The 23,205-nt window shown below is 70.1% G+C and carries 18 protein-coding genes and 1 riboswitch; of the genes, 5 read left to right on the top strand and 13 right to left on the bottom strand.

Annotated elements, in window-relative coordinates; genetic code table 11:
- Positions 1 to 24: 24 nt before the first annotated feature.
- Positions 25 to 142: riboswitch (SAM riboswitch) on the bottom strand.
- A gap of 84 nt (positions 143 to 226) precedes the next feature.
- The 5 genes from trpD to ctaE form a co-directional block, all read right to left on the bottom strand.
- Positions 227 to 1,291: an anthranilate phosphoribosyltransferase gene (gene trpD / locus JNO44_RS14150; RefSeq protein WP_205364407.1), complete on the bottom strand. Its 1,065-nt coding sequence runs from the start codon at positions 1,289 to 1,291 to the stop codon at positions 227 to 229.
- A gap of 141 nt (positions 1,292 to 1,432) precedes the next feature.
- Positions 1,433 to 3,070 carry a cytochrome bc1 complex cytochrome b subunit gene (qcrB, locus tag JNO44_RS14155; RefSeq protein WP_067352489.1) on the bottom strand — a complete coding sequence of 546 codons (1,638 nt, stop codon included), beginning with the start codon at positions 3,068 to 3,070 and terminating at the stop codon, positions 1,433 to 1,435.
- Positions 3,067 to 4,110: a cytochrome bc1 complex Rieske iron-sulfur subunit gene (gene qcrA / locus JNO44_RS14160; RefSeq protein WP_205364411.1), complete on the bottom strand. Its 1,044-nt coding sequence runs from the start codon at positions 4,108 to 4,110 to the stop codon at positions 3,067 to 3,069. Before qcrA ends, qcrB begins: the two co-directional genes overlap by 4 nt.
- Positions 4,107 to 4,916, bottom strand: a complete 810-nt coding sequence (gene qcrC / locus JNO44_RS14165; protein WP_205364413.1) for a cytochrome bc1 complex diheme cytochrome c subunit — start codon at positions 4,914 to 4,916, stop codon at positions 4,107 to 4,109. Before qcrC ends, qcrA begins: the two co-directional genes overlap by 4 nt.
- Positions 4,917 to 4,993: 77 nt before the next feature.
- A complete protein-coding gene (gene ctaE, locus JNO44_RS14170; protein ID WP_067352482.1) occupies positions 4,994 to 5,614 on the bottom strand; it encodes an aa3-type cytochrome oxidase subunit III in 621 nt (206 codons plus the stop codon).
- A gap of 283 nt (positions 5,615 to 5,897) precedes the next feature.
- On the opposite strand from ctaE, the gene JNO44_RS14175 reads away from it, so the two are divergent.
- The gene (locus JNO44_RS14175) at positions 5,898 to 6,320 is read left to right on the top strand and encodes a hypothetical protein (protein ID WP_039637264.1); all 423 of its coding nucleotides are present in this window, start codon (positions 5,898 to 5,900) and stop codon (positions 6,318 to 6,320) included.
- 31 nt (positions 6,321 to 6,351) lie between these two features.
- Here the strand turns inward: JNO44_RS14175 and JNO44_RS14180 are convergent, their stop codons facing one another.
- The 4 genes from JNO44_RS14180 to ctaC all read right to left on the bottom strand — a co-directional run bounded on the left by JNO44_RS14180 (position 6,352) and on the right by ctaC (position 10,844).
- On the bottom strand, positions 6,352 to 7,629 hold the full coding sequence (locus JNO44_RS14180) for a L,D-transpeptidase (protein WP_235093113.1): 1,278 nt from the start codon (positions 7,627 to 7,629) through the stop codon (positions 6,352 to 6,354).
- Between the two features lie 130 nt (positions 7,630 to 7,759).
- A complete protein-coding gene (locus JNO44_RS14185) occupies positions 7,760 to 8,158 on the bottom strand; it encodes a cytochrome c oxidase subunit 4 (RefSeq protein WP_018536636.1) in 399 nt (132 codons plus the stop codon).
- The gene (ctaD, locus tag JNO44_RS14190; RefSeq protein WP_067352476.1) at positions 8,155 to 9,885 is read right to left on the bottom strand and encodes an aa3-type cytochrome oxidase subunit I; all 1,731 of its coding nucleotides are present in this window, start codon (positions 9,883 to 9,885) and stop codon (positions 8,155 to 8,157) included. The genes JNO44_RS14185 and ctaD overlap by 4 nt, the downstream gene beginning before the upstream one ends.
- A complete protein-coding gene (gene ctaC, locus JNO44_RS14195; RefSeq protein ID WP_073447803.1) occupies positions 9,882 to 10,844 on the bottom strand; it encodes an aa3-type cytochrome oxidase subunit II in 963 nt (320 codons plus the stop codon). Before ctaC ends, ctaD begins: the two co-directional genes overlap by 4 nt.
- 294 nt (positions 10,845 to 11,138) lie before the next feature.
- Here ctaC and JNO44_RS14200 point away from each other — a divergent pair, with 294 nt between their 5' ends.
- Positions 11,139 to 12,560 (top strand): cysteine desulfurase/sulfurtransferase TusA family protein, encoded by a 1,422-nt coding sequence (locus JNO44_RS14200; RefSeq protein WP_205364415.1) that lies wholly within the window; start codon positions 11,139 to 11,141, stop codon positions 12,558 to 12,560.
- Positions 12,561 to 12,579: 19 nt separating this feature from the next.
- On the opposite strand, the gene JNO44_RS14205 is transcribed toward JNO44_RS14200, so the two are convergent.
- On the bottom strand, positions 12,580 to 13,554 hold the full coding sequence (locus tag JNO44_RS14205; RefSeq protein ID WP_067352470.1) for a carbohydrate kinase family protein: 975 nt from the start codon (positions 13,552 to 13,554) through the stop codon (positions 12,580 to 12,582).
- A gap of 314 nt (positions 13,555 to 13,868) precedes the next feature.
- Between JNO44_RS14205 and JNO44_RS14210 the strand changes: the two genes are divergently transcribed.
- A complete protein-coding gene (locus JNO44_RS14210; protein ID WP_205364417.1) occupies positions 13,869 to 15,359 on the top strand; it encodes a hypothetical protein in 1,491 nt (496 codons plus the stop codon).
- 93 nt (positions 15,360 to 15,452) lie between these two features.
- Here JNO44_RS14210 and erpA read toward each other — a convergent pair whose 3' ends face one another.
- Positions 15,453 to 15,806, bottom strand: a complete 354-nt coding sequence (gene erpA, locus JNO44_RS14215; protein WP_067352465.1) for an iron-sulfur cluster insertion protein ErpA — start codon at positions 15,804 to 15,806, stop codon at positions 15,453 to 15,455.
- A gap of 337 nt (positions 15,807 to 16,143) precedes the next feature.
- Between erpA and nadA the strand changes: the two genes are divergently transcribed.
- Both nadA and JNO44_RS14225 read left to right on the top strand, forming a co-directional pair.
- On the top strand, positions 16,144 to 17,334 hold the full coding sequence (gene nadA / locus JNO44_RS14220; protein ID WP_205364419.1) for a quinolinate synthase NadA: 1,191 nt from the start codon (positions 16,144 to 16,146) through the stop codon (positions 17,332 to 17,334).
- 229 nt (positions 17,335 to 17,563) lie between these two features.
- Positions 17,564 to 18,481 (top strand): 4Fe-4S domain-containing protein, encoded by a 918-nt coding sequence (locus JNO44_RS14225; protein ID WP_205364420.1) that lies wholly within the window; start codon positions 17,564 to 17,566, stop codon positions 18,479 to 18,481.
- Positions 18,482 to 18,519: 38 nt separating this feature from the next.
- Here the strand turns inward: JNO44_RS14225 and JNO44_RS14230 are convergent, their stop codons facing one another.
- Entirely contained in the window at positions 18,520 to 19,716 is a 1,197-nt protein-coding gene (locus JNO44_RS14230; RefSeq protein ID WP_240167535.1) for a carboxylate-amine ligase, read from the bottom strand.
- 265 nt (positions 19,717 to 19,981) lie between these two features.
- Complete coding sequence (locus JNO44_RS14235; RefSeq protein WP_205364421.1) at positions 19,982 to 23,155, bottom strand: efflux RND transporter permease subunit; 3,174 nt, start codon at positions 23,153 to 23,155, stop codon at positions 19,982 to 19,984.
- Between the last annotated feature and the right edge of the window lie 50 nt (positions 23,156 to 23,205).

Below are 23,205 nucleotides of genomic sequence, written 5' to 3' on the forward strand. Positions count from 1 at the left end.
CGAGGACCAGGATCCCTGGCGAGGGATCCGCGCTTGCCGCAGACCTCGTTGCCTGCGACCTGGTCATCACCCGGGGCACCCCGCCACGGAAGGAGGGTTGCCGGACAGCGGGCCGGGGCCTACATCGCTGTCACTCGTGACCTGGGCTGAATCATGCCACACGATCATCGGGGCGCAAGCCCCGGTCCGTATTGCGGACCGGGGCCTGCGTCACATCCGAGGGGCGTCAGGCGTTGCTGGCCGCCACCCAGCGGTCCAGCGTCCGCCGGGCCGCGCCGGAGTCGATCGACTCGGCGGCCTTGCGCAGGCCGTCCCGGATCCGCTCGGTGAGCGGGGCGTCGGACGGCTCCAGCGCGGCCAGCGCGGCTGCCGCGTTCAGCAGCACCGCCTCCCGCACCGGCCCGGTCTCGCCGTCCAGCAGCCGCCGGGCCACCTCCGCGTTGTACGACGCGTCCCCGCCGCGCAGCGCCTCCACCGGCACCAGGTCGATGCCGACGTCCCGCGGGTCGAAGGACTCCTCGTGGACCACGCCGTCCCGTACGACCCAGACCCGGGAGGTGGCGGTGGTGGTCAGCTCGTCCAGTCCGTCGTCGCCGCGGAAGACCAGCGCCGAGGAGCCGCGCTCGGCCAGCACCCCGGCGAGGATGGGCGCGATCCGGGCGTCCGCGACGCCGGTCGCCTGGGCCCTGACCCGGGCCGGGTTGGTCAGCGGCCCCAGCACGTTGAAGGTCGTCCGGATGCCCAGCTGGCCGCGGGCCGCCGCCACGTGCCGCAGCGCGGGGTGGAACTTGGCCGCGAAGCAGAAGGTGATCCCGGCCTCCTCCGCGACCTCCACCACCCGCCGCGGCGACAGGTCCAGATTGACGCCCAGCTTCTCCAGGACGTCCGTGGCCCCGCTGGCCGAGGACGCGGCGCGGCTGCCGTGCTTGACGACCTTGGCGCCGGTGCCGGCGACCACGATGGCCGACATGGTGGAGATGTTGACCGTGTTCGCGCCGTCCCCGCCGGTGCCGACGATGTCGACGCTGGGGCCGGGCACCTCGATCAGGCTGGCGTGTGCGTACATCGCCCGGACCAGGCCGGAGATCTCGGCGACCGTCTCGCCCTTGGCGCGCAGCGCCACCGCGAAGCCGGCGATCTGCGCGTCGGTGGCCTCGCCGCGCATGATCCGGTCCATGACCCAGGCGGTGTCGTCGGCGGTGAGGTCACGGGCGTCGAGGAGGGCGTTCAGTACGGCCGGCCAGGAGCGGTCCGCCACGCTGCCGCCGCCTGCCGGGGTCACAACGTTCATGGTCCACGCTCCTGGATCGTCTCCTGCTTGTGCCATTCACCCTATCGACCCCCGGGCACGCCGGAGGGCCCCGTCCTCTTCGTGGACGGGGCCCTCTGGGTGGCGTACTACGAGCGGAGCGCGTGACCGCGCCCGCGGGGATCAGTGGTGGCCGTGGCCGCTGGTGATCTCCTTGTACTCCTCGACGGTCGGCTTGGGAATGACGTTGTCCTCGCCGTAGTAGCCCTTGGAGAGCTTGGCGCGCAGCTTCTGCGAGCGCTTGAACTTGCGCCGGACACCGTTCTCGTCGACCTCGGGACCGAGCTCGAGCGGCTCGGGCTGCTCGTGCTGGGTGAGGACGTGCAGCTGCTCCTGGTTGAGCGGCTCGTGGACCTCGATGAACTCACCGTGCGGCAGGCGCTTGATGATGCCGGACTCGCGCCCGTGCAGCACCTTGTCCTTGTCGCGACGCTGGAGACCCAGGCAGATCCGCTTGGTGGCGATGAAGGCCAGCACCGGCCCGACGAAGAACGCGATCCGGACGAACCAGGTGATCGAGTTGATCGACAGGTGGAAGTGGGTGGCCCACAGGTCGTTGCCGCCACCGATCAGCATCACGAAGTACGCGACGAGCCAGGCCACACCGAAGCCGGTGCGGGTGGGCACGTTGCGCGGGCGGTCCAGGATGTGGTGCTCGCGCTTGTCGCCGCGGACCCAGGACTCGATGAACGGGTAGACCGCGATGGCGACCAGGACCAGCGGGAAGACCAGGATCGGGATCAGCACACCGAAGTTGATGGTGTGGCCCCAGAAGTTCCACTCCCAGCCCGGCATGACGCGCACCAGGCCCTCGGCGAAGCCCATGTACCAGTCCGGCTGCGCACCGGTGGACACCTGGTCCGGCCGGTACGGGCCGATGGCCCACACGGGGTTGATGCTGGCGACCGCGGCGATCACCGAGATCACACCGAAGACCAGGAAGAAGAAGCCTCCGGCCTTGGCCATGTAGACCGGCAGCAGCGGCATGCCGACCACGTTGTTGTTGGTCTTGCCGGCACCCGGGAACTGCGTGTGCTTGTGGTAGAAGACCAGGATCAGGTGCGCCACCAGCAGGCCGAGCATGATGCCCGGCAGCAGCAGCACGTGGACCGTGAAGAACCGCGGGATGATGTCGTGCCCGGGGAACTCGCCGCCGAAGATGAACATCTGCAGGTACGAGCCGACCAGCGGCATCGCCAGGATGACGCCCTCGATGAAGCGGACACCGGTGCCGGACAGCAGGTCGTCGGGGAGCGAGTAACCGGTGAAGCCGGTGAACATGCCCAGGACGAACAGCAGGAATCCGAACAGCCAGTTGACCTCACGCGGCTTGCGGAACGCACCGGTGAAGAACACCCGCATCATGTGGACCATCATCGCGGCCAGGAAGACCAGCGCCGCCCAGTGGTGGATCTGCCGGATCAGCAGACCACCGCGCACGTCGAAGCTGATGTTCAGCGTCGACTCGAACGCCTGGGTCATCTTGATCCCGTGCATCGGCACGTAGGACCCGTGGTAGGTGACCTCGGCCATGCTCGGGTGGAAGAACAGCGTCAGGTAGACACCGGTCAGGATGATGATGATGAAGCTGTAGAGCGCGACCTCGCCCAGCATGAAGGACCAGTGGTCCGGGAAGATCTTGCGCATGTTGGCCTTGGCCAGGCTGTAGATGCCCAGCCGGCCGTCGGCCCAGTCGGCGATCCGCTCACCCCGTGGCGCCTGGCCACGGCGCTCAGTGGTCGCGGTTGTCTCGTTACTCATCCGCGCTCCCAGAAGCTCGGGCCGACGGGCTCCGCGAAGTCGCTTACGGCTTCGAGGAAGCCGTCCTTCACCGTGATGTGCAGCTGCGGCAGGGCGTGACCGGCCGGACCGAAGATGACCCGACCGCCGTCGGAAAGGTCGAAGGTCGACTGGTGGCACGGGCAGAGCACGTGGTGCGTCTGCTGCTCGTACAGGCTGATCGGGCAACCCACGTGGGTGCAGATCTTCGAGTACGCCACGATGCCCTCGTGCGACCAGGCGAGTTCCTGCTTGTCCTTGATGTTCTGCGGCTGGATCCGCACGAGCATCAGGGCGTCCTTCGCGATCTTGTTGGCGAAGTCCTCGTCGCTCTCCTCCAGGCCCTCGGGCTTGGCGAAGGTGAGGGAGCCGACCGCGATGTCCTCGGGACGCAGCGGGAGGTTCGTCGACTGGTTGACCAGGCGGATGCCCTTCTTCCAGCCGGTGGTCCGCAGCTTCTTCTCGGGCAGCGGGCCGAGGTCGCGCAGCAGCACGACGCCGGAGAGCGGCACCAGGGCCAGCGCACCGAACATCGTGTTGCGGATCAGCTTCCGCCGGCCGAACTGCGACTCCTTGGCGCCCTGGGCGAAGTCCGCCAGGACCTTGGCCTTGACGTCAGGCGTGGCCTCGATCGGGTGCCGCTCGTCGGCGACCTCCTCGTCCGACATCAGCGTGCGGGCCCAGTGGACCGCGCCCGCGCCGATGCAGAACAGCGCCACGCCCAGCGTCAGACCGAGCGCGAAGTTCAGCCCGCTGACGTGACCGATCGGGAAGATGTAGACGATCTTGTCGATCGGAATGGCCACGTACGACGCGATGAACGCGACGGTGGCGAGCATGGACACCAGGAAGAGCATGGCGACGGTGCGCTCGGAGCGCTTGGCGGCCCGCTCATCAATGTCCTGGATACGGTGCTCGTGGGCCGGCAGCCCGGGGTCGGCGAAGGGGTTGTCCGCCTTCCCCACCGCGCCCTCGTGAGCCACGTCCCGCTCACTGGGAAGGTTTTCTTCTGTCTCACTCATGACTTCTTGGCCTTCGTAGTCCGGGCTGCGACCCAGATGGCGACCGCGACACACGCACCCAGGCCGAAGATGTAGCCGAAGAGACCTTCGGTCACCGGGCCCAGACCACCGAGTTCCATACCGCCGGGGCTCGCGGTCTTGTCGCCGTTGACGGCGCCGAGGTACGCGACGATGTCCTTCTTGTTCTGCGGGCTCAGCGTGCCGTCACCGAAGGAGGGCATGTTCTGCGGGCCGGTCTGCATGGCCTCGTAGATGTGCTTGGGGTCCACGCCCTCGAGCGTCGGTGCGTACTTGCCGTTGGTGAGGGCGCCGCCCTTACCGGTGAAGTTGTGGCACTGGGCGCAGTTGGTGCGGAACAGCTCGCCACCCTTGGCGACGTCGGCACCCGCCGCGCTGTACTGCGACTTGTCGGGCACGGACGGGCCCGGGCCCAGCGACGCGACGTAGGCCGCGAGCTGGTCGATCTGGGCGTTGCTGTAGATGTTCCGCTTCCGCGGCACCTGGGCGCCGGGCTGCTGGGCCGGCATACGGCCGGTGCCCACCTGGAAGTCGACGGCGGCGGCGCCCACGCCGACCAGGCTCGGGCCGTCGGAGGTGCCCTGACCGCCGGTGCCGTGGCAGCTTGCGCAGCCTACGGCGAAGAGCTTCTTGCCCTCCTTGATGGCAAGAGACTGGGCGGTGTCATCGGCTTGAGCCTTGTCCGCCGGCGCGAACGCGGCGTACAGCCCCCCAGTGACCGCCAGCGCGAAGAGTAGGACGACGAGCGCCGCCAGCGGATGGCGCCGTCGTGCGGAGAGCTTTTTCACGGATTACCCCGGTGTCAGGATCTTCTGCGTCGATGCTTTGGATGTGTCTGTCCGATATGCGAGTCCGGTCGGACCTCTTACCGGATCAGGTAGATCGTGGCGAAGAGGCCGATCCAGACGACATCGACGAAGTGCCAGTAGTAGGACACGACGATGGCCGCGGTGGCCTGCGTGTGGGTGAACCTCTTGGCCGCGTACGTCCTGCCCAGGACCAGCAGGAAGGCGATCAGACCGCCCGTCACGTGCAGTCCGTGGAAACCGGTGGTCAGGTAGAACACCGAGCCGTAGGGGCCGGACGAGAGCGAGAGGCCCTCGTGCTTGACCAGCTCCGTGTACTCGAAGACCTGACCGCCGATGAAGATGGCACCCATGATGAAGGTGACCACGAACCACGCGCGCAGCTTCTTGACGTCGCCGCGCTCGGCCGCGAAAACGCCGAGCTGACACGTCAGGGAGCTGAGCACCAGGATCGTGGTGTTGGTCGCGGAGAACGGAAGATTCAGCGCATCGGCGGATTCCTTCCAATACGCCTCGCCCGTCACCGACCGGAGGGTGAAGTACATCGCGAAGAGGGCCGCGAAGAACATCAGCTCGGAACTCAGCCAGATGATGGTTCCGACGCTGGTGAGGTTCGGTCGATTGACCGACGGGTGCGCGTGCCCGGTTTCTACTGTCGTTGCTGTCGCCACGACCGACATTATGTCGGTCGCTTATCCCGCCCTCACTCCGGGGGGTGCCGTTCGGTGTGTCAAGGGCATATGGCCTGCTCGTTCGAGCGGTCGCGGCGGTCGCCCGAAGGGGGGAAGCGCGCGCCGGGGAACGCCCCACGGCCCCTGGGGAAGCCGGTCCTGACGGGCCGTCGACCGCATCCGGGGGCCGTACGGCCTCTCCTGCCGAGGGCCCGTCCGGGAGTAGCATCGCGCAACGGTTTGATCGGGAACCGTGCCGCTATGAAGGTGCCGCGACATAGGTGGAGGAACGATGCAGGCGACTGCCACGGTGCTGGTCTACAGCGACAACGCCAACACCCGCGAGCAGGTCCGGCTGGCGGCGGGGCGGCGTCCGGCCCCCGACGCCCCGCGGATCGAGATCCTGGAGTGCGCCACCGCCCCGGCCGTCCTGGAGGCCCTGGGCCAGGGCGGTATCGACGTCTGTGTGCTGGACGGCGAGACCGCGCCGGCGGGCGGCATGGGTGTCTGCCGACAGATCAAGGACGAGGTCTTCCAGTGCCCGCCGGTGCTGCTGCTGATCGGGCGTCCGCAGGACGCCTGGCTGGCCACCTGGAGCCGCGCGGACGCCGCGGTGACCCATCCCCTCGACCCGGTGGCGTTCGCCGACGCACTGGCCGGGCTGCTGCGTCGACGGCGGCTCGCCCAGGTCACCCAGGACACCGTGCCGGCCTGAGTGAGGCCCTCAAGGGGGCGCTGAGCGCCCCTCAGACCTGCGGGCGCAGCCGGGCGTCGGCGGCGGGATTCTGCCCCCGCTCGGCCGCGCCTGTGGTCGTGGGGGCCGTGTTCTTGAGCGCGCTGCCGGCGCGCCATTCCTGCCAGGGCATGTTCCAGTCGCCGAAGCCGTTGTCGAACGGCGTCATGGTGGCGCCGCCGCTGTTGACGACCTTGACGATGTCGCCGACCCGCACGGTGTTGAAGAACCACTGGGCGTTGCCGGTGGACATGCCGGTGCAGCCGTGGCTGACGTTGGCGGCCCCCTGGGAGCCGACCGACCAGGGCGCGGCGTGCACGTATTCGCCGCTCCAGGTGACCCGGGTGGCCCAGTGGACCGGCAGGTCGTAGGCGTCGGAACTGCCGGCGGCGATGCCCACGGTGGAGCTGCGCATCCGGACGAAGCTCTCCTTGCCGAGCACGACCTTGACGCCGTTGCGGGTGGAGAAGCCGGGCTTTCCGGTGGTGACCGGGATGGTGTTGATGGCCTTGCCGTTGCGGAGCACGGTCATCTGGTGCGCGGCGGCGTCGGTGACGGCCTCCAGCCGGTCGCCGGTGGTGAGCCGGATCGGCTTGGCCGGGCCGCCGTAGAGCCCGCCGGCGATCTTCAGGCCGTCGAGGTTGCTGTGGACGGCGACGGTGGCGTGGGCGGGCCAGTACTCCTTGGGGCGGAAGTGCAGTTTCTTGCCGTCCACCCAGTGCCAGGAACCCTCCACGCGGGGCGAGGAGTCGACCTTCAGGGCGCTCTCGACGATGGCCCGGGCCTTGGGGTCGGTGACGGGCTTGCTGAGTTCGGCGGTGATCGGCTGGCCGACGCCGTACCGGCCGCTCTCCGGGCCGAACTTGACGGTCAGCCGGTCGTCCGCGTCCTTGGTGTTGACCACCAGGGTCTTGCGGCCCGGGGTGCCGTCCTCCTCCTCGGTGCTGACCTGCACCGTGTAGCGCGTGCCGGCGGCCAGCGGCGCGGTGGTGCGCCAGCGCCGGCCGTCGGCGCTGAGTTCGCCGTGGACGTAGCGGCCGGTCGCGTCGGTGGTGGTCACATCCGTGATCCGGGAATCGTCGCCCTTGAGGGAGACCTCAAGCGGCTTGTCGGGGTCCGCCTTGTGTCGGCCGTCCGCCGGGATGTTCGTCGATATCTGGTCGGACGCGTCGTAGGGATTGGCCGAGAGCGGTTCCGACGACGAGCCACCGCACGCGGTGGCGCTCACCGCGAGGGGCACGAGCAGGAGGCCGCAGCTCAGCACCGTCCGGGTTCGAGGTCTGTGACTCATGCCCCAAACGTACGAAGTATCCCGTTCGGCGGCGCGTTGGATGACTGCAAACGGGTCAGGCCCGGACACCTGTTGGGGTGTCCGGGCCCGTCCGTACGGCGTGTCCGCCGCGCTGCTCGCGTAAAGCGTGCTACTGGGTGCGGTTCTCGCCGTGGTAGTACTCGAAGACCCAGCCGAAGAGACCCACGAGGATCACCGGCAGGGAGAAGTACAGCAGCCAGAAACCGAAGACGACACCCAGGAAGGCGAGTGCGCCGCCGATCGCCAGGGAGAGCGGCTGCCAGCTGTGCGGGCTGAAGAAGCCCAGCTCACCGGCGTCGTCCGCGACCTCGGCGTCCTCGTTGTCCTGCGCGCCCGCGTCGACCCGCCGGGCCGTGAAGGCCAGGTAGTAGCCGACCATGATGCACAGGCCGAAGGCCAGGAAGAGCGCCGTGGTACCGGCCGGCTCCTTCGACCACACGCCGTAGACGACCGCCATGGCGAGGATGAAGACGCTCAGCCAGATGAACATCTTGCCCTGGATCTTCACTTGCCCGCCTCCTTGCCGCCGGCCAGCGCCTTGTCACCCTCGTGACCGTTGTGCAGCGCGTCCAGCGCCGCGATCTCGGGGTGGTGCAGATCGAACGCCGGGGATTCGGAGCGAATGCGCGGCAGGGTGAGGAAGTTGTGCCGCGGCGGCGGGCAGGAGGTCGCCCACTCCAGCGAGCGGCCGTAGCCCCACGGGTCGTCCACGCCGACCTTCTGGCCGTACTTGGCGGTCTTCCAGACGTTGTAGAGGAACGGCAGGATCGACATGCCCAGCAGGAACGAGCTGATCGTGGAGATGGTGTTCAGCGTGGTGAAGCCGTCGGCGGCGAGGTAGTCCGCGTAGCGGCGGGGCATGCCCTCGGCGCCCAGCCAGTGCTGGACCAGGAACGTGCCGTGGAAGCCCACGAACAGCGTCCAGAAGGTGATTTTGCCGAGCCGCTCGTCGAGCATCTTGCCGGTGAACTTCGGCCACCAGAAGTGGAATCCGGCGAACATCGCGAAGACGACCGTGCCGAAGACCACGTAGTGGAAGTGGGCCACCACGAAGTACGAGTCGGAGATGTGGAAGTCCATCGGCGGCGACGCCAGGATGACGCCGGTCAGACCACCGAAGGTGAAGGTGATCAGGAAGCCGATCGCCCAGAGCATCGGCGTCTCGAAGGACAGCGAGCCCTTCCACATCGTGCCGATCCAGTTGAAGAACTTCACACCGGTCGGAACGGCGATCAGGAACGTCATGAAGGAGAAGAACGGCAACAGCACGCCGCCCGTCACATACATGTGGTGCGCCCACACCGTCACCGAAAGACCGGCAATGGAAACCGTCGCGGCGATCAGACCGATGTAACCGAACATCGGCTTCCGGGAGAAGACCGGAATGACCTCGGAAATGATGCCGAAGAACGGCAGGGCGATGATGTACACCTCTGGATGGCCGAAGAACCAGAAGAGGTGTTGCCAGAGCAATGCGCCACCATTGGCGGCGTCGAAGACATGGGCACCGAATTTACGGTCCGCCTCCAGGGCGAACAGCGCGGCGGCCAGCACCGGGAAGGCGAGCAGGACCAGCACACCGGTCAGCAGCACGTTCCAGGTGAAGATCGGCATCCGGAACATCGTCATGCCCGGGGCGCGCATGCAGATGATGGTGGTGATGAAGTTGACCGAACCGAGGATCGTGCCGAAGCCGGAGAAGGCCAGACCCATGATCCACATGTCGGCGCCGACGCCCGGCGAACGCACCGCGTCCGAGAGCGGCGAGTAGGCGAACCAACCGAAGTCCGCCGCACCCTGCGGGGTGAGGAAGCCGGCGACCGCGATCAGCGAGCCGAAGAGGTAGAGCCAGTAGGCGAACATGTTCAGCCGCGGGAACGCCACGTCGGGCGCGCCGATCTGCAGCGGCATGATCCAGTTCGCGAAACCGGCGAACAACGGCGTCGCGAACATCAGCAGCATGATCGTGCCGTGCATCGTGAACGCCTGGTTGAACTGCTCGTTCGACATGATCTGCGTACCCGGACGGGCCAGCTCGGCGCGCATGAGGAGCGCCATGAGGCCGCCGATGCAGAAGAACGCGAACGACGTGACCAGGTACATCGTGCCGATGGTCTTGTGGTCGGTGGTCGTGAGCCACTTGACGGCAGCGATACCGGGTTGCTTCTTGCGTACGGGTGGTGCTGCCGGAGCCGATTCGGCGGCGGCACCCTGAGGTTCGTTGAGGATGCTCACTGGTTCTTGGTCTCCGCATTCCTGGCGTGGTCAGTCTGCTTGATACCCGCCGGCAGGTATCCGGTCTGACCCTTCGCCGCCAGGTCCTTCAGGTGCTGCCGGTACTTGGCAGGCGAGACGACCTTGACGTTGAAGAGCATCCGGGAGTGGTCGACGCCGCAGAGCTCGGCGCACTTGCCCATGAAGGTGCCCTCCTTGTTGGGGGTCACCTCGAAGACGTTGGTGTGGCCCGGGATGACGTCCTGCTTCATCAGGAACGGCACCACCCAGAAGGAGTGGATGACATCCCGCGAGGTCAGCACGAACTGGACCGTCTCGCCCTTCGGCAGCCAGAGTGTCGGGCCCGGGTTGCCGGTCTGCGGGTTGCGCGTGGCCGGCGTGCCGTAGTCGTAGACGCCGTCCGCACCCTGGGGCGCGGACTTCTTCCACTTGTCCGGGATCGCGGCGAGCTCCGGAGAATTGATGTTCGTGGTCGCGGGGTTGCCGTCCACGTTCTCCAGGTAGTTGAACGCCCAGCTCCACTGGAAGCCCACGACGTTGATGACGTGGTCCGGCTTCTTGGACGTCTTGAGGAGCGCGCTCTCATCTCGTGCGGTGAAGTAGAAGAGCACCGCGATGATGATGAACGGGACAATGGTGTACAACGCCTCGATCGGCATGTTGTACCGCGTCTGAGCGGGGACCTCCACCTTGGTCCTGCTACGACGGTGGAAGATCACGCTCCAGATGATCAGGCCCCAGACCAGCACGCCCGTTGCGAGGGCGGCGGCCCAGGAGCCCTGCCAAAGAGAGAGGATCCGCGGCGCCTCGTCGGTGACGGGCGTTGGCATGCCGAGGCGGGGGAAGTCCTTTGATGTGCAACCAGTCGCGGTCGCCAGGACCAGGCCCGCAGCAAGCACCTGCGGCAGCTTCCGCCGCATCGGGCGCCGCGACGAGCGGTCGGAGCCGTTGGGACTCACGTAGCGCCTTCCCGAGAGTCTCGCCCGAGCGGTCGGCTGCGGCCTTACTCGCTGGTCGGTCGCCGCCCTGCTTCGGGCAGGGGTTTGGATGTTTATGCGGACCAAACCCTACTGGACGCTATTTGGGGTCGCGCGGGGAGGGTGCCCAACGCGCCGCGTCGCACCCCTAAGGGGTGGCCGAGCCCTTCCGGGACGGGCCTGACGGGCCCCGATCGCCCGTCGCCGCCGGGTATCTGACGGCCCGCCCGGCGACCCGTCCGGCGGCCGGACGGCCGGTGCTCTACCGTCTCGTACGTGCCCTACTTCGACGCCGCCTCCGCCGCTCCGCTGCATCCCGTCGCCCGGGAGGCCCTGCTCGCCGCGTTGGACGAGGGGTGGGCCGACCCGGCGCGTCTGTACCGCGAGGGGCGGCGGGCCCGGTTGCTGCTGGACGCGGCGCGGGAGGCCGCCGCCGATGCGGTGGGGTGCCGTCCGGACGAGCTGACGTTCACCCCTTCGGGGACGCATGCGGTGCATTCGGGCATGTTCGGCGTCCTGGCCGCCCGCCGGCGTGTCGGTCGGCGGCTGGTGCACTCCGCCGTCGAGCACTCCTCCGTACTGCACGTCGCCGAGGTGCACGCCGCGGCCGGCGGCACGGTGACGGAGGTTCCGGTGGACCGGACGGGCCGGGTGGCACAGGCCGCGGTGGCCGACGCGCTCGGCGGCGACACCGCACTGGTCTGCCTGCAGTCCGCCAACCACGAGGTGGGCACCGAGCAGCCGGTGCAGGAGGTGGCCGCCCGCTGTCGGGAGGCCGGGGTGCCGCTGTTGGTGGACGCGGCGCAGTCGGTGCCGTGGGGGCCGGTACCCGGTGCCTGGTCCGTGCTGACGGCGAGCGCGCACAAGTGGGGTGGGCCGCCCGGGGTGGGGCTGCTGGTGGTCCGCAAGGGGACCCGGTTCGCGCCCCAGGGGCCGCTGGACGAGCGGGAGTCGGGCCGCAGCCCGGGGTTCGGCAACCTCCCGGCGGTGGTGGCCGCGGCGGCGGCGCTGCGCGCCCTGCGGGCCGCCGCGGAGAGCGGGCCTGACGAGGCGACGCGGCTGCGGGGGTTGGTGGAGCGGATCCGTGCCGGAGTGCCGGAGCTGGTGCCGGACGTGGAGGTGGTCGGTGATCCGGTGCGGCGGCTGCCGCACCTCGTCACCTTCTCCTGTCTCTATGTCGACGGGGAGGCGCTGCTGCACGAGCTGGATCGGGCCGGCTTCTCCGTTTCCTCCGGTTCGTCGTGTACGTCCAGCACGCTGACGCCGAGCCATGTGCTGCGCGCGATGGGCGTGCTGTCGGAGGGGAACGTCCGGGTCTCGCTGCCGTACGGCACGGAGGCGGCGGACGTGGAGCGGTTCCTGACGGTGCTGCCGGAGGCGGTGCGGTCGGTGCGGGAGCGGTTCGGGGTGCCGGCACAGGAGCCGGCGCGCGGGGCGGCCGGCGCCGGGGAGCCGGCCGCCGAGCCGGCCGCGTCCGGGCTGGTGGTGGACACGCTCGGTCGGCGCTGCCCCGTTCCGGTCATCGAGTTGGCGAAGGTGATCGGCGAGGTGCCCCTCGGCGCCACGGTGACGGTGCTCTCCGACGACGCGGCGGCACGGCAGGACATCCCCGCCTGGTGCGCGATGCGGGAGCAGGAGTACGTGGGCGAGGAGCCCGCGGAGCGCGGCGCCGCGTACGTGGTGCGGCGCCGCGTCTGAGGCAGGGGCTCGGCGGGGTTCAGAGCAGGTGCTGCTGGACCTCGGCGGCGGCCTCGTGGCCGTACGCCTTGGTGAAGCGGTCCATGAAGTGGCTGCGGTGCAGCTCGTACTCCTGGGTGCCGACGGTCTCGATGACCAGGGTGGCCAGCATGCAGCCGACCTGGGCGGCGCGCTCCAGGCCGACGCCCCAGGCCAGGCCGGACAGGAAGCCGGCCCGGAAGGCGTCGCCGACGCCGGTCGGGTCGGCCTTGACCTTCTCCTCGGGGACGCCGACCTCGATGTCCGGCTGGCCCACCCGCTCGATGCGGACGCCGTTGGAGCCGAGGGTGGTGACGCGGGTGCCGACCTTGGCGAGGATCTCCTCGGCGGTCCAGCCGGTCTTGGTCTCGATCAGCCCCGCCTCGTACTCGTTGTTGAAGAGGTAGGTGGCGCCCTCCATGAGGGTGCGGATGTTCTCGCCGTCCATCCGGGCGATCTGCTGCGAGAAGTCGGCGGCGAACGGGATCCCGCGGGTGCGGCACTCCTCGGTGTGCCGGATCATCGCCTCCGGGTCGTCCGCGCCGATCAGCACGAGGTCCAGGCCGCCGACCCGGTCGGCCACGGCCTGGAGCTCGATCAGCCGGGCCTCGCTCATGGCGCCGGTGTAGAAGGAGCCGATCTGGTTGTGGTCGGCGTCGGTGGTGCAGACGAAGCGGGCGGTGTGCAGGACCTCGGAGATGCGCACCGAGCGGGTGTCCACGCCGTGCCGGTCGAGCCAGGCGCGGTACTCCTCGAAGTCGTTGCCGGCGGCGCCGACCAGGATCGGCCGGATGCCGAGCTGGCCCATGCCGAAGCAGATGTTGGGGGCGACCCCGCCGCGGCGGACGTCGAGCTGGTCGACCAGGAAGGAGAGGGAGACGGTATGCAGCTGATCGGCGACCAACTGGTCGGCGAAGCGGCCGGGGAAGGTCATCAGGTGATCGGTGGCGATGGAGCCGGAGACTGCAATACGCACGGCGGGTCTGCTCCTGCGGAGGGCGTGGGGTAGGCGGACGGAGGGCAACGCTACCGGGCGGGGGTCCCGGCATCTGCTCATTCCTGGACACTCGACACAGTGCTAAAACACCTCATAATAGGGCGTTTCGCTTGCCGGGCGGGTGTCGATCTCCCGCCGGGCACCTCGGGCTGTGAGGGCGATCACAGCCGGTGCGGGGCGGTGGGCGAGGGGGCCGGCCTGCGGGGAACCGCCCGCGCCCCCGCCCCGTCCCATCGACGTCCACCCTGCCGGGTGGCACGTCAGACGACCGGCGGAGCTGAAGGAGCGAAGCGGTGAGCACCGAGGACACCCCTCAGAGCCAGGACACCCCCCAGTCCCCCCGCCCCACCCGGCGCGGGCGGCGCACCCCCCTGGTGATCGCGTCGGTGGCCGGCGCGGTACTGGTGGCCGGAGGCGGGGCGGCGTACTGGGCCTCGTCCGCGTCCGGCGGCACCGGACAGGCGGGCCCCGCCAAGGGCGACCCCCCGCCGTTGGCACTGGACTCCGCGTCGATCGCGGTCGGCGAGCCGAGTCCGCACCGGGACCGGTACCGCGTGGCGGGAACGCTGCCCGAGGGCCCACGGTCGGCGCCCGTGTACCGACCCGCGGGCGAAGTCGACCGGTCCGCCGTGGAACGGCTGGCGAAGGCACTGGACGTGTCCGGAACCGTGCGGTCGGACGGCGCCTGGTGGACGGTGGGCACGCCGGGGCCGGACGGCCGGGGCACCACGCTGCGGGTCGCCAGGACCGGCGCGGGGAACTGGGTCTTCAACCGGTACGGCGGCGGGGACGGCACCAAGTGCCCGCTGGTGGATGACCGGCCCGGCTGCCCCTCCTACCGCGGCGGCGCGGACGGCGGGGCCGGCGGGGACGGCGGGAGCGGGAACGCCGGCAGCGGCCCGGCGTCCGAGGCGAAGGCCCGGCAGGCGGTCCGGCCGGTACTGGCGGCGCTCGGCCAGCCGGACGCCCGGCTCGACGCGCACCAGACGTACGCCGCGGTGCGGGTGGTGACCGCAGACCCGGTGATCGGCGGGCTGCCGACGTACGGCTGGCAGAGCCGGCTCCAGGTCGGTTCGGACGGCCAACTGATAGGCGGCAGCGGCGAGTTGGCCAATCCGGTCAAGGGCGCGAGCTACCCCGTCCGGGACGCCCGCACGACCCTGAACGAGCTGGGCGGCGACGGCCGGACGATGCAGCCGCTGGCCCACTGCCCCTCCGCGCCCACGTTCCAGCACAAGGGCGACAAGGCGCCCGGGGGCGGCGGGATCGCCCCGTGCGAGCCGGCGCCGACCGGCAGCCGGCCGGTGTCCGAGGTGACCGGCGCGGTCTTCGGGCTCGCCACGCGGTACTCGCACGGCGGGCAGGTGCTGGTGCCGTCCTGGCTCTACACGGTGCGCGTACCGGGCGCCGCGGGCACGGCGGGCAGCACCTCGACGATCGCCGGCACCGCGGTGGACCCGAAGTTCCTGCGCGGCAGCCAGCCGCCCGCGCCGAAGCCGTCCACGCCCGGGACGACGGCGATGACGCTGTCCGGCTACGAGGTGGCCGACGGCGGCCGGAAGCTGACCGTCCACTTCTGGGGCGGGGTGTGCAGCACCTACGAGGTCGGCGCGCAGGAGTCGGACGGCGCGGTCCGGGTCTCGGTCACCGCCAAGGACGAGCACCCCGGACAGATCTGCGTGAAGATCGCCAAGGACTTCAGCAAGACGGTGACGCTGGAGAAGCCGCTGGACGGCCGGAAGGTCGTGGACGGCTCGTCCGGCAGGACCGTGGCGCCGCGCTAGGGCAGGGAAGCCAGGACAGCGAAGACGCCGAAGGCGGCGCCCCCGGCCGGGAGCGCCGCCTTCGCCCGTCGTGACCCGTGGGTCTGGACCAGGTCAGCTGAAGGAGTCGCCGCAGGCGCAGGAGCCCGTGGCGTTCGGGTTGTCGATCGTGAAGCCCTGCTTCTCGATCGTGTCGACGAAGTCGATCGAGGCGCCACCCAAGTAGGGAGCGCTCATCCGGTCGGTGACGACCTTGACGCCGTCGAACTCCTTGACGACATCGCCGTCGAGCGAGCGCTCGTCGAAGAAGAGCTGGTAACGCAGACCGGAGCAGCCGCCGGGCTGGACCGCCACCCGCAGCGCGAGGTCTTCCCGGCCTTCCTGCTCCAGCAGGCTCTTGACCTTCGACGCGGCCGCGTCGGACAGGATGATGCCGTCGCTGACGGTGGTCTCGTCCTGAACGCTCATCTACATCTCTCCCGGGTTGTACGGACCGCTTGCCATCGGTTGCGAACAGCTGTAACCGGCGGCGCCCCGGATTAATTCCGGCTGCCCGTGAGCTGTCCTTCTCTTTCTTCATGCTCGCACACCGGCCGCGGAACGCCGCCGGCTGTCGGCGCACACGGGCGCCCACGGGACCGCGGGGCTGATGCGTCACATCGACACTATGGCCATCGTCAAAGTGACGTGAACCAGCTATGATAGATAGCGTCAAATAGACGAAAAGGCGGTGCCACAGCGCACCCCGCCGTCCCCGCAGAGACCGTCCGCAAGGACATTCCGCAGAGAAGAGAGGGTGCGTGTCGTGACCACCGCCCAGCCCCTGGACGTCCAGCCGACCCCGCTGGCGCTGCTCCTCCTCGGCCGCGAGGCCGACCCGAAGAGCGAGCGCGGCGTGGAGTGCCCCGGTGACCTGCCGGCGCCCTCCGACCCGGACCTGGTCGAGCGCGCCCGTGCCGCCAAGGCCAAGCTGGGCGAGAAGGTCTTCGTCCTCGGGCACCACTACCAGCGCGACGAGGTCATCGAGTTCGCGGACGTCACCGGTGACTCCTTCAAGCTCGCGCGGGACGCCGCGGCCCGGCCGGACGCCGAGTACATCGTCTTCTGCGGTGTGCACTTCATGGCCGAGTCGGCCGACATCCTCACCGGCGACGACCAGCAGGTGATCCTCCCCGACCTGGCCGCGGGCTGCTCGATGGCCGACATGGCCACCGCCGAGCAGGTCGCCGAGTGCTGGGACGTGCTCACCGAGGCGGGCGTCGCCGATCAGGTGGTGCCGGTCTCGTACATGAACTCCTCCGCGGACATCAAGGCGTTCACCGGGCGGCACGGCGGCACGATCTGCACCTCCTCCAACGCCCAGCGGGCGCTGGAGTGGGCCTTCGAGCAGGTGGACCCCGCGACCGGCAAGGTGCTGTTCCTCCCCGACCAGCACCTGGGCCGGAACACCGCCGTGCGGGACATGGGCATGTCCCTGGACGACTGCGTGGTCTACAACCCGCACAAGCCGAACGGCGGACTGACCGCCGAGGAGCTGCGGGCGGCGAAGATGATCCTGTGGCGCGGCCACTGCTCGGTGCACGGCCGCTTCAGCCTGGACTCGGTGAACGACGTGCGCGAGCGCATCCCGGGCGTGAACGTCCTGGTCCACCCCGAGTGCAAGCACGAGGTCGTGGCCGCGGCGGACTACGTCGGCTCGACCGAGTACATCATCAAGGCCCTGGAGGCCGCGCCGGCCGGCTCGAAGTGGGCCATCGGCACCGAGCTGAACCTCGTCCGCCGCCTGGCCAACCGCTTCGCGGCCGAGGACAAGGAGATCGTCTTCCTCGACAAGACGGTCTGCTTCTGCTCGACGATGAACCGCATCGACCTGCCGCACCTGGTGTGGGCACTGGAGTCGCTGGCGGACGGCAAGGTCGTCAACCGCATCCAGGTCGACGAGGAGACCGAGCACTTCGCCAAGCTGGCGCTGGAGCGGATGCTGGCGCTGCCGTAGCGCGTCCGGGCGGGGCGGGCCCCTCCACGGGGCCGGCCCTGCCGGATGGCCGTGTTTGTCATGCTCATGGCATTCCGATACCGCTCGAACGGTCCGCCGTGAGAGACGCTGTGACCAGCAGAGACAAGACCCCGTACCCCTTCCGCTTTCCGGGCGCCCCGGGGGAACCTCGTGAGCGGGGGAACCAACAGGCCCGGCAGGGCACAGGGGTCAAGGAGGCGGACGGACCGTGCACACCACAGAGGACGACCGATCGGCACTCTCGGGAGACGGCGGCGCGGGCGACTGGTACGTGGACGACCGCTGCACCAACTGCGATGTGGCACGGCAGCTCGCACCGGAGCTGATCGGGGAGGTCGGCGGCCGGTCCGAGGTCGTCCGGCAGCCGCGCGGGGCGGCGCAGGAGCGGCGGATGCACGCGGTGGCGTTCGCCTGTCCGACGCGTTCGGTGCGGTGGACCGGGGGCCGGGTGGCGGCGGAGCTGGACCCGTTCCCGTTGCGGCTCGACGACGCGGTGGACCTGTGCGGGCACAACTCGCCGCACACCGCCGGGGCCAACGCGTATCTGCTGCGGCGGCCGGGCGGGACGCAGATGATGATCGACACCCCTCGGTTCAGCGAGGGGCTGGCCGCACGTTACGAGGCCGCCGGGACGGTCACCGACGTGCTGCTCACGCACCGGGACCACGCCGCGCACGGCCGCCGCTACGCCGACCGGTTCGGGGCCCGGCTGTGGATCCACGAAGGGGACCTGGAGGCGGCGCCGGACGCCGACGAGGTGCTGCGGGGCACCGACCCCACGGAGATCGCCGAGGGCCTGGTGGTCCATCCGCTGCCCGGCCACACCCGGGGCAGCGTGCTCTACGTCGCGGACGAGCGGTACTGCTTCAGCGGCGACAGCTTCTACTGGTCGCGGACCACCGGCGACATCGAGGTGGCGGAGAGCGTCACGTGGTACTCCATCACCGAGCTGGCCGCCTCGCTGGACCGGGTGGTGGCGGGGCTGCGCTTCGCGTGGCTGCTGCCCGGGCACGGCGACCGTCGGCGGCTGCCGGAGGAGGAGATGGCGCGGCGGATGCGGGAGTTGGCCGACCGCACCCGGTCGCTGCGCCCGCAGCCGGTGGACTTCACCGCGCTGCGGTGGTGAGCGGGCGGGCCGTCACCACCGCACCGGCACCGGGCCGTTCAGGGGCGGTCGGGCGCGGCGCCCGCCGCCAGGTCCAGGCTCAGCCGGTCGACGACGTCCCGTAGGTCGCCGCGCCGGCGGTAGGCGGCGCGCTGCCGCTCGGCGCCGCCGCCGCTGCGGTGCAGGCGCTGCCACATCTGCCGGACGAAGGGCAGCTCGCCGGCCTCCTCCAGGGCCGGCGCGGCCCGGCCGATGAGGTCGACGGCCAGTTCCGCGGCGGGCCGCAGGCGGCCGGTGGCGAGGTCCAGGCCGGAGCCCGAGACGCCGTCGCGGGCGGCGCGCCAGTGCGCGGCCCGCAGCAGGGCGTCGTGGATGTCGGGGGCCGGTCTGCCCCGGCGGACGTCGACCAGCAGGACGCTGGCCAGGGCGCGGGTCAGACTGGCCAGGAACACGACGGTGTCCAGGTCCGCGTTGACGTCGGGGACGCGGACCTCCACCGTGGGCCAGCGTTCGGAGGGGCGGGCGTGCCAGTAGACCAGTTTCCGGTCGAGCAGCATGCCGGAGGCGACGAGCGTGTCCACCAGGGCGTCGTACGCCGCGGCGTCCTGGAACGGCGGTGTCGGGCCGGAGTGCGGCCATCGACCGAAATGGAGCGTGCGCCAGCCGGCGAATCCGCTGTCCCGGCCGTCCTGGAACGGCGAGTTGGCGGCGAGCGCCTGCAGTGTCGGCAGCCAGGGCCGTAAGTGGTTGCAGAGCTGTACGGCCTCCTCGCGGCCGGCCACTGCTACATGGACATGACAGGCACAGACGCCGGTGTTCCGGTCGCCGACTACAAGGGGGGCGTAGTAGTCCGCCATGTGCCGGTAGCGCGCGTTGTCGGCGATCTCCGGCGGGTCGGGGAACGGGATCACCGGCGTGCCGGACGCCACCACCAGGCAGTCGGCCTCGGCGGCGGCGGCCACCAGGACCGCGCGCAGCGCACGGAGCTGCTGCCGGAGGTCGTCGAGGGTGCTGACGGGCGGGGTGCGGGTCTCCACCGTGGTGGTGAAGAGCTCGGCGCCGATGTACTCGCCGAAGGACTTGCGGGCGCGCGCGATGACGTCGGGCGCCCGCGCCACCGTGGCGCGCGTGGCGCGGTCGGCGAGGAAGAACTCCTCCTCGACACCGAGCGTCGGGATGGGTCCGGAGGGAGGACGCCCGCGCCCTCCGTCGGGACGGGGCGTCGGGACTCTCTTGCCTTCCGGCTCTAACAGCACGATGCGACAACCTTCCGGCCTGGGCGGTCAACTCGCCGATACTGCGCGCCTGATGATAAGCGGGCCCACCGGTCGCACGGTGGTGCGCGACGGCGCCTCGGGGCCCGCAGCAGCGCCTTCCGGCCACCCCACCCGCCCCGGGTGCCACCGGCGGCTCCGGCGCCACCGGAGCGCGCGGGCGCCGGGTGTCCACAACGCGCGGATCCCCCGCGACCGCCGGGTGCGGTCGCGGGGGATCCGTGGGTCCTACGGGACGGGCGGGGCGTCAGACCCCGGCCGGCTCCGGGGTGCGGTCGGCGTCCGCGGGAGCCGCGGTGCCGCCGTCCTTCCCGGCCCGCTTCGCCGCCTTCTTCTCCGCCCGGCGCTCATTACGGAGCTCGATGATCGCGTAGAGCGTCGGGACGAGGAGGAGGGTGAGCAGGGTGGAGGTGATCAGACCGCCGATCACGACCACGGCCAGCGGCTGGGAGATGAAGCCTCCGTCGCCGGTGATCGACAGTGCCATCGGCAGCAGCGCCATGATCGTGGCCAGGGCCGTCATCAGGATCGGGCGCAGACGGTGCCGGCCGCCCTCGACGACCGCCTCGACGACGCCGTAGCCCTGTGCCCGGTACTGGTTGATCAGGTCGATCAGGACGATGGCGTTGGTGACCACGATGCCGATCAGCATCAGCATGCCGATCATGGCGGGGACGCCCATCGGGGTGCCGGTGGCGACCAGCAGGCCGATCGCACCGGTCGCCGCGAACGGGATCGAGATCAGCAGGATCAGCGGCTGGACGATGGACCGGAAGGTGCCCACCAGCAGCAGGAAGACGATCGCGATGGCGGCCAGCATGGCCAGGCCGAGCTTGCCGAACGCGTCGGTCTGGTCCTGGGAGACGCCGCCGACGGTGGCGGTGGCGCCGGACGGCAGCTTCAGCGACTTGATCGTGCTCTGGAGCTTGGCGGAGACCGCACCGGTGTTGTCGCCGGTCGGCTTGGCCGTGATGGTCGCCGAGCGGGCGCCGTCGATCCGGGTCATCTGGACCGGACCGGCCACGGTCTTGACGGTCGCCAGGTCGCCGAGCCGGGCCATCCCGGACGGGGTCGGCAGCGGCAGGTCCTTCAACTGGGCCTCGGTGGTGGCCGGGTGGGCCGACTTGATCACCACGTCGCGCTCGGTGTCGTCCAGCACGGCCTTGCCGCTGGGCGTGCCGTGGACCGCCTGGGCGACGGCCGCGCCGAGCGTGGCCTGGGTGTAACCGGCCGCGGCGGCCTTGTCGTTGGGCGTCACGGAGATCCGCGGCACGCTCTGCGCCAGGTCGCTCTGGACGTCGGTGACGTGGTCCAGGCCCGCGACGGCCGTGCGGACCTGCTCGCTGGCGCGCTTGAGCACGTCGGCGTCGCCGGCCTTGACGACCACGCTGAGGTTCTGGTTGCCGAAGCCGCCGCCGCCCACGGAGACGGACGCCTCGCCGGCGGCCGGGCCGAGCTTGGCCAGCTCGCCGCGGAGGTTCTCGGTGACCTTGTCGGAGTCCGCGGAGCTCTTGAGCTTGACCTGGTAGCTGGCCTGGTTGGCGCCGGAGCCGCCGCCGAAGGCCGCCATCATCCCGGAGGAGCCGACGGTGACCTGGTAGTCCTCGACGTCCTTGTCGGCCGCGAGCACCTTCTCGACCCGCTTGGCCTGCGCGTCGGCGGCGGCCAGGCTGGTGCCCGGCTTCAGCTCCTGCTTGATGCTCAGGGTGTCCTGCTTGCCCTGGTCGAAGAAGGTGGTCTTCAGCAGCGGGGCCATCCCGAAGGTGGCGATGAGGATCACCACGGCGATCAGCAGGCTGATCGCGCGGCGGCGGGTGGCGAAGCGCAGCACCGGGACGTAGAGCCGCTGCAGCGCGCTGCGGGTCTCCTTCTCCTCGGCCGTGCGGCGCAGCTCCTCGGGGTCGGTGCCCTCCGGGATCTTCGGGGCGCGCAGGAACCAGTACGACAGCACCGGCACCACGGTCAGCGAGACCAGCAGCGAGGACAGCAGGGCGACCGTGACGGTGATCGAGAAGGAGCCGAAGAGGGCGCCGACCATGCCGCCGACCACACCGATCGGGAGGAAGACCGCGACCGTGGTCAGGGTCGAGGAGGTGATCGCGCCGGAGACCTCCTTGACGGCCTTGAGGATGGCCTCGCGGCGCTCCTCGCCGTAGCCCAGGTGCCGCTTGATGTTCTCCAGGACGACGATCGAGTCGTCCACGACCCGGCCGATCGCGATGGTCAGGCCGCCCAGGGTGAGCATGTTCAGGGAGAGGTCACCGGTCCACAGCACGATCAGGGTGATGACCACGGACAGCGGGATGGAGACCGCGGTGACCAGGGTCGAGCGCAGGCTCAGCAGGAAGACCAGGATCACGATCACGGCCATGACCAGGCCGAGCAGTCCCTCGGTGGTCAACGACTCGATGGACTTGGAGACCTGCGGGCCCTGGTCGGAGGCGATGGTGACGCTCGCACCGGCGCCCAGGTCCTTGCGGATGGTGTCCAGCTTGCCCTTGACCGCGTCGGAGATGGCGACCGCGCTGCCGTCCTGGTTCATCGTCACGGTGACCGAGAGGCTGGGCTTGCCGTCGGTGCGGGTGATCGAGGTCGGGGTGGCCGAGGTCTCCTGGACGGTGGCGACGTCACCGAGCCGGACCGGCTTGCCGCCCTGGCCGCCGCCCATCGGGCCGGCCGCCGGGGTGACCATCAGGTCCTTGATCTGCGCCACCGAGGTGAAGCCGGCGCCGACCTGCACGGTCTTGCTGCGGCCGTCCTCGGAGAAGGCGCCGGCCGGCACCGAGGTGCCGCCGGCCTGGAGCGCCTGGCCGAGCGCGGCGGAGTTCAGCCCCGCGGCGGCCAGCTTCGCCTCGTCCGGGGTGACCGCGACGATCCGGTCCTGCACGCCGCCGACGTTGACCTGGCCGACGCCGCCGATGTTCTTCAGGTCCGGGACGACGGTGCGGTTGAGCTGGTCGGCGAGGGTCTGCTGGTCCTTCTTGGTGGAGGAGACCGCGAGGACGACCGTGGGCAGGTCGTCCGTGCCGCCGGAGACCACCTGCGGGTCCACGTCCTTCGGCAGCTTCGCCCGGGCCCGGTTGACGGCCTGCTGGACGTCGGCGACCAGGGTCTTGGAGTCGTTGCCGAAGTCGAACTGCGCCATGATGACGCCCGAGCCCTCGCTCGACGTCGAGGTGACGCTCTTGATGCCGTTGACCGCCTGGATTCCGTTCTCCAGCGGCTCGACCACCTGCTTCTCGACGACATCGGGCGAGGCGCCCTGATACGGGGCGATCACGGAGACCATCGGCAGGTCGATGGACGGCAGGAGCTGCTGCTTGAGCTGCGGGATCGCGATGGCGCCGAAGGCGATCGCGACGATCGACATCAGCGCTATCAGGCCCCGTTGTACGAGGCTGATGCGGGACAGCCAGGACATGGGTGGCGGTCTCTCTTCTGTTCAGAAAAGCGGGTATCGAGGACGGGGGA

The organism is Streptomyces noursei (assembly GCF_016917755.1).
Taxonomy (GTDB): domain Bacteria; phylum Actinomycetota; class Actinomycetes; order Streptomycetales; family Streptomycetaceae; genus Streptomyces; species Streptomyces yunnanensis.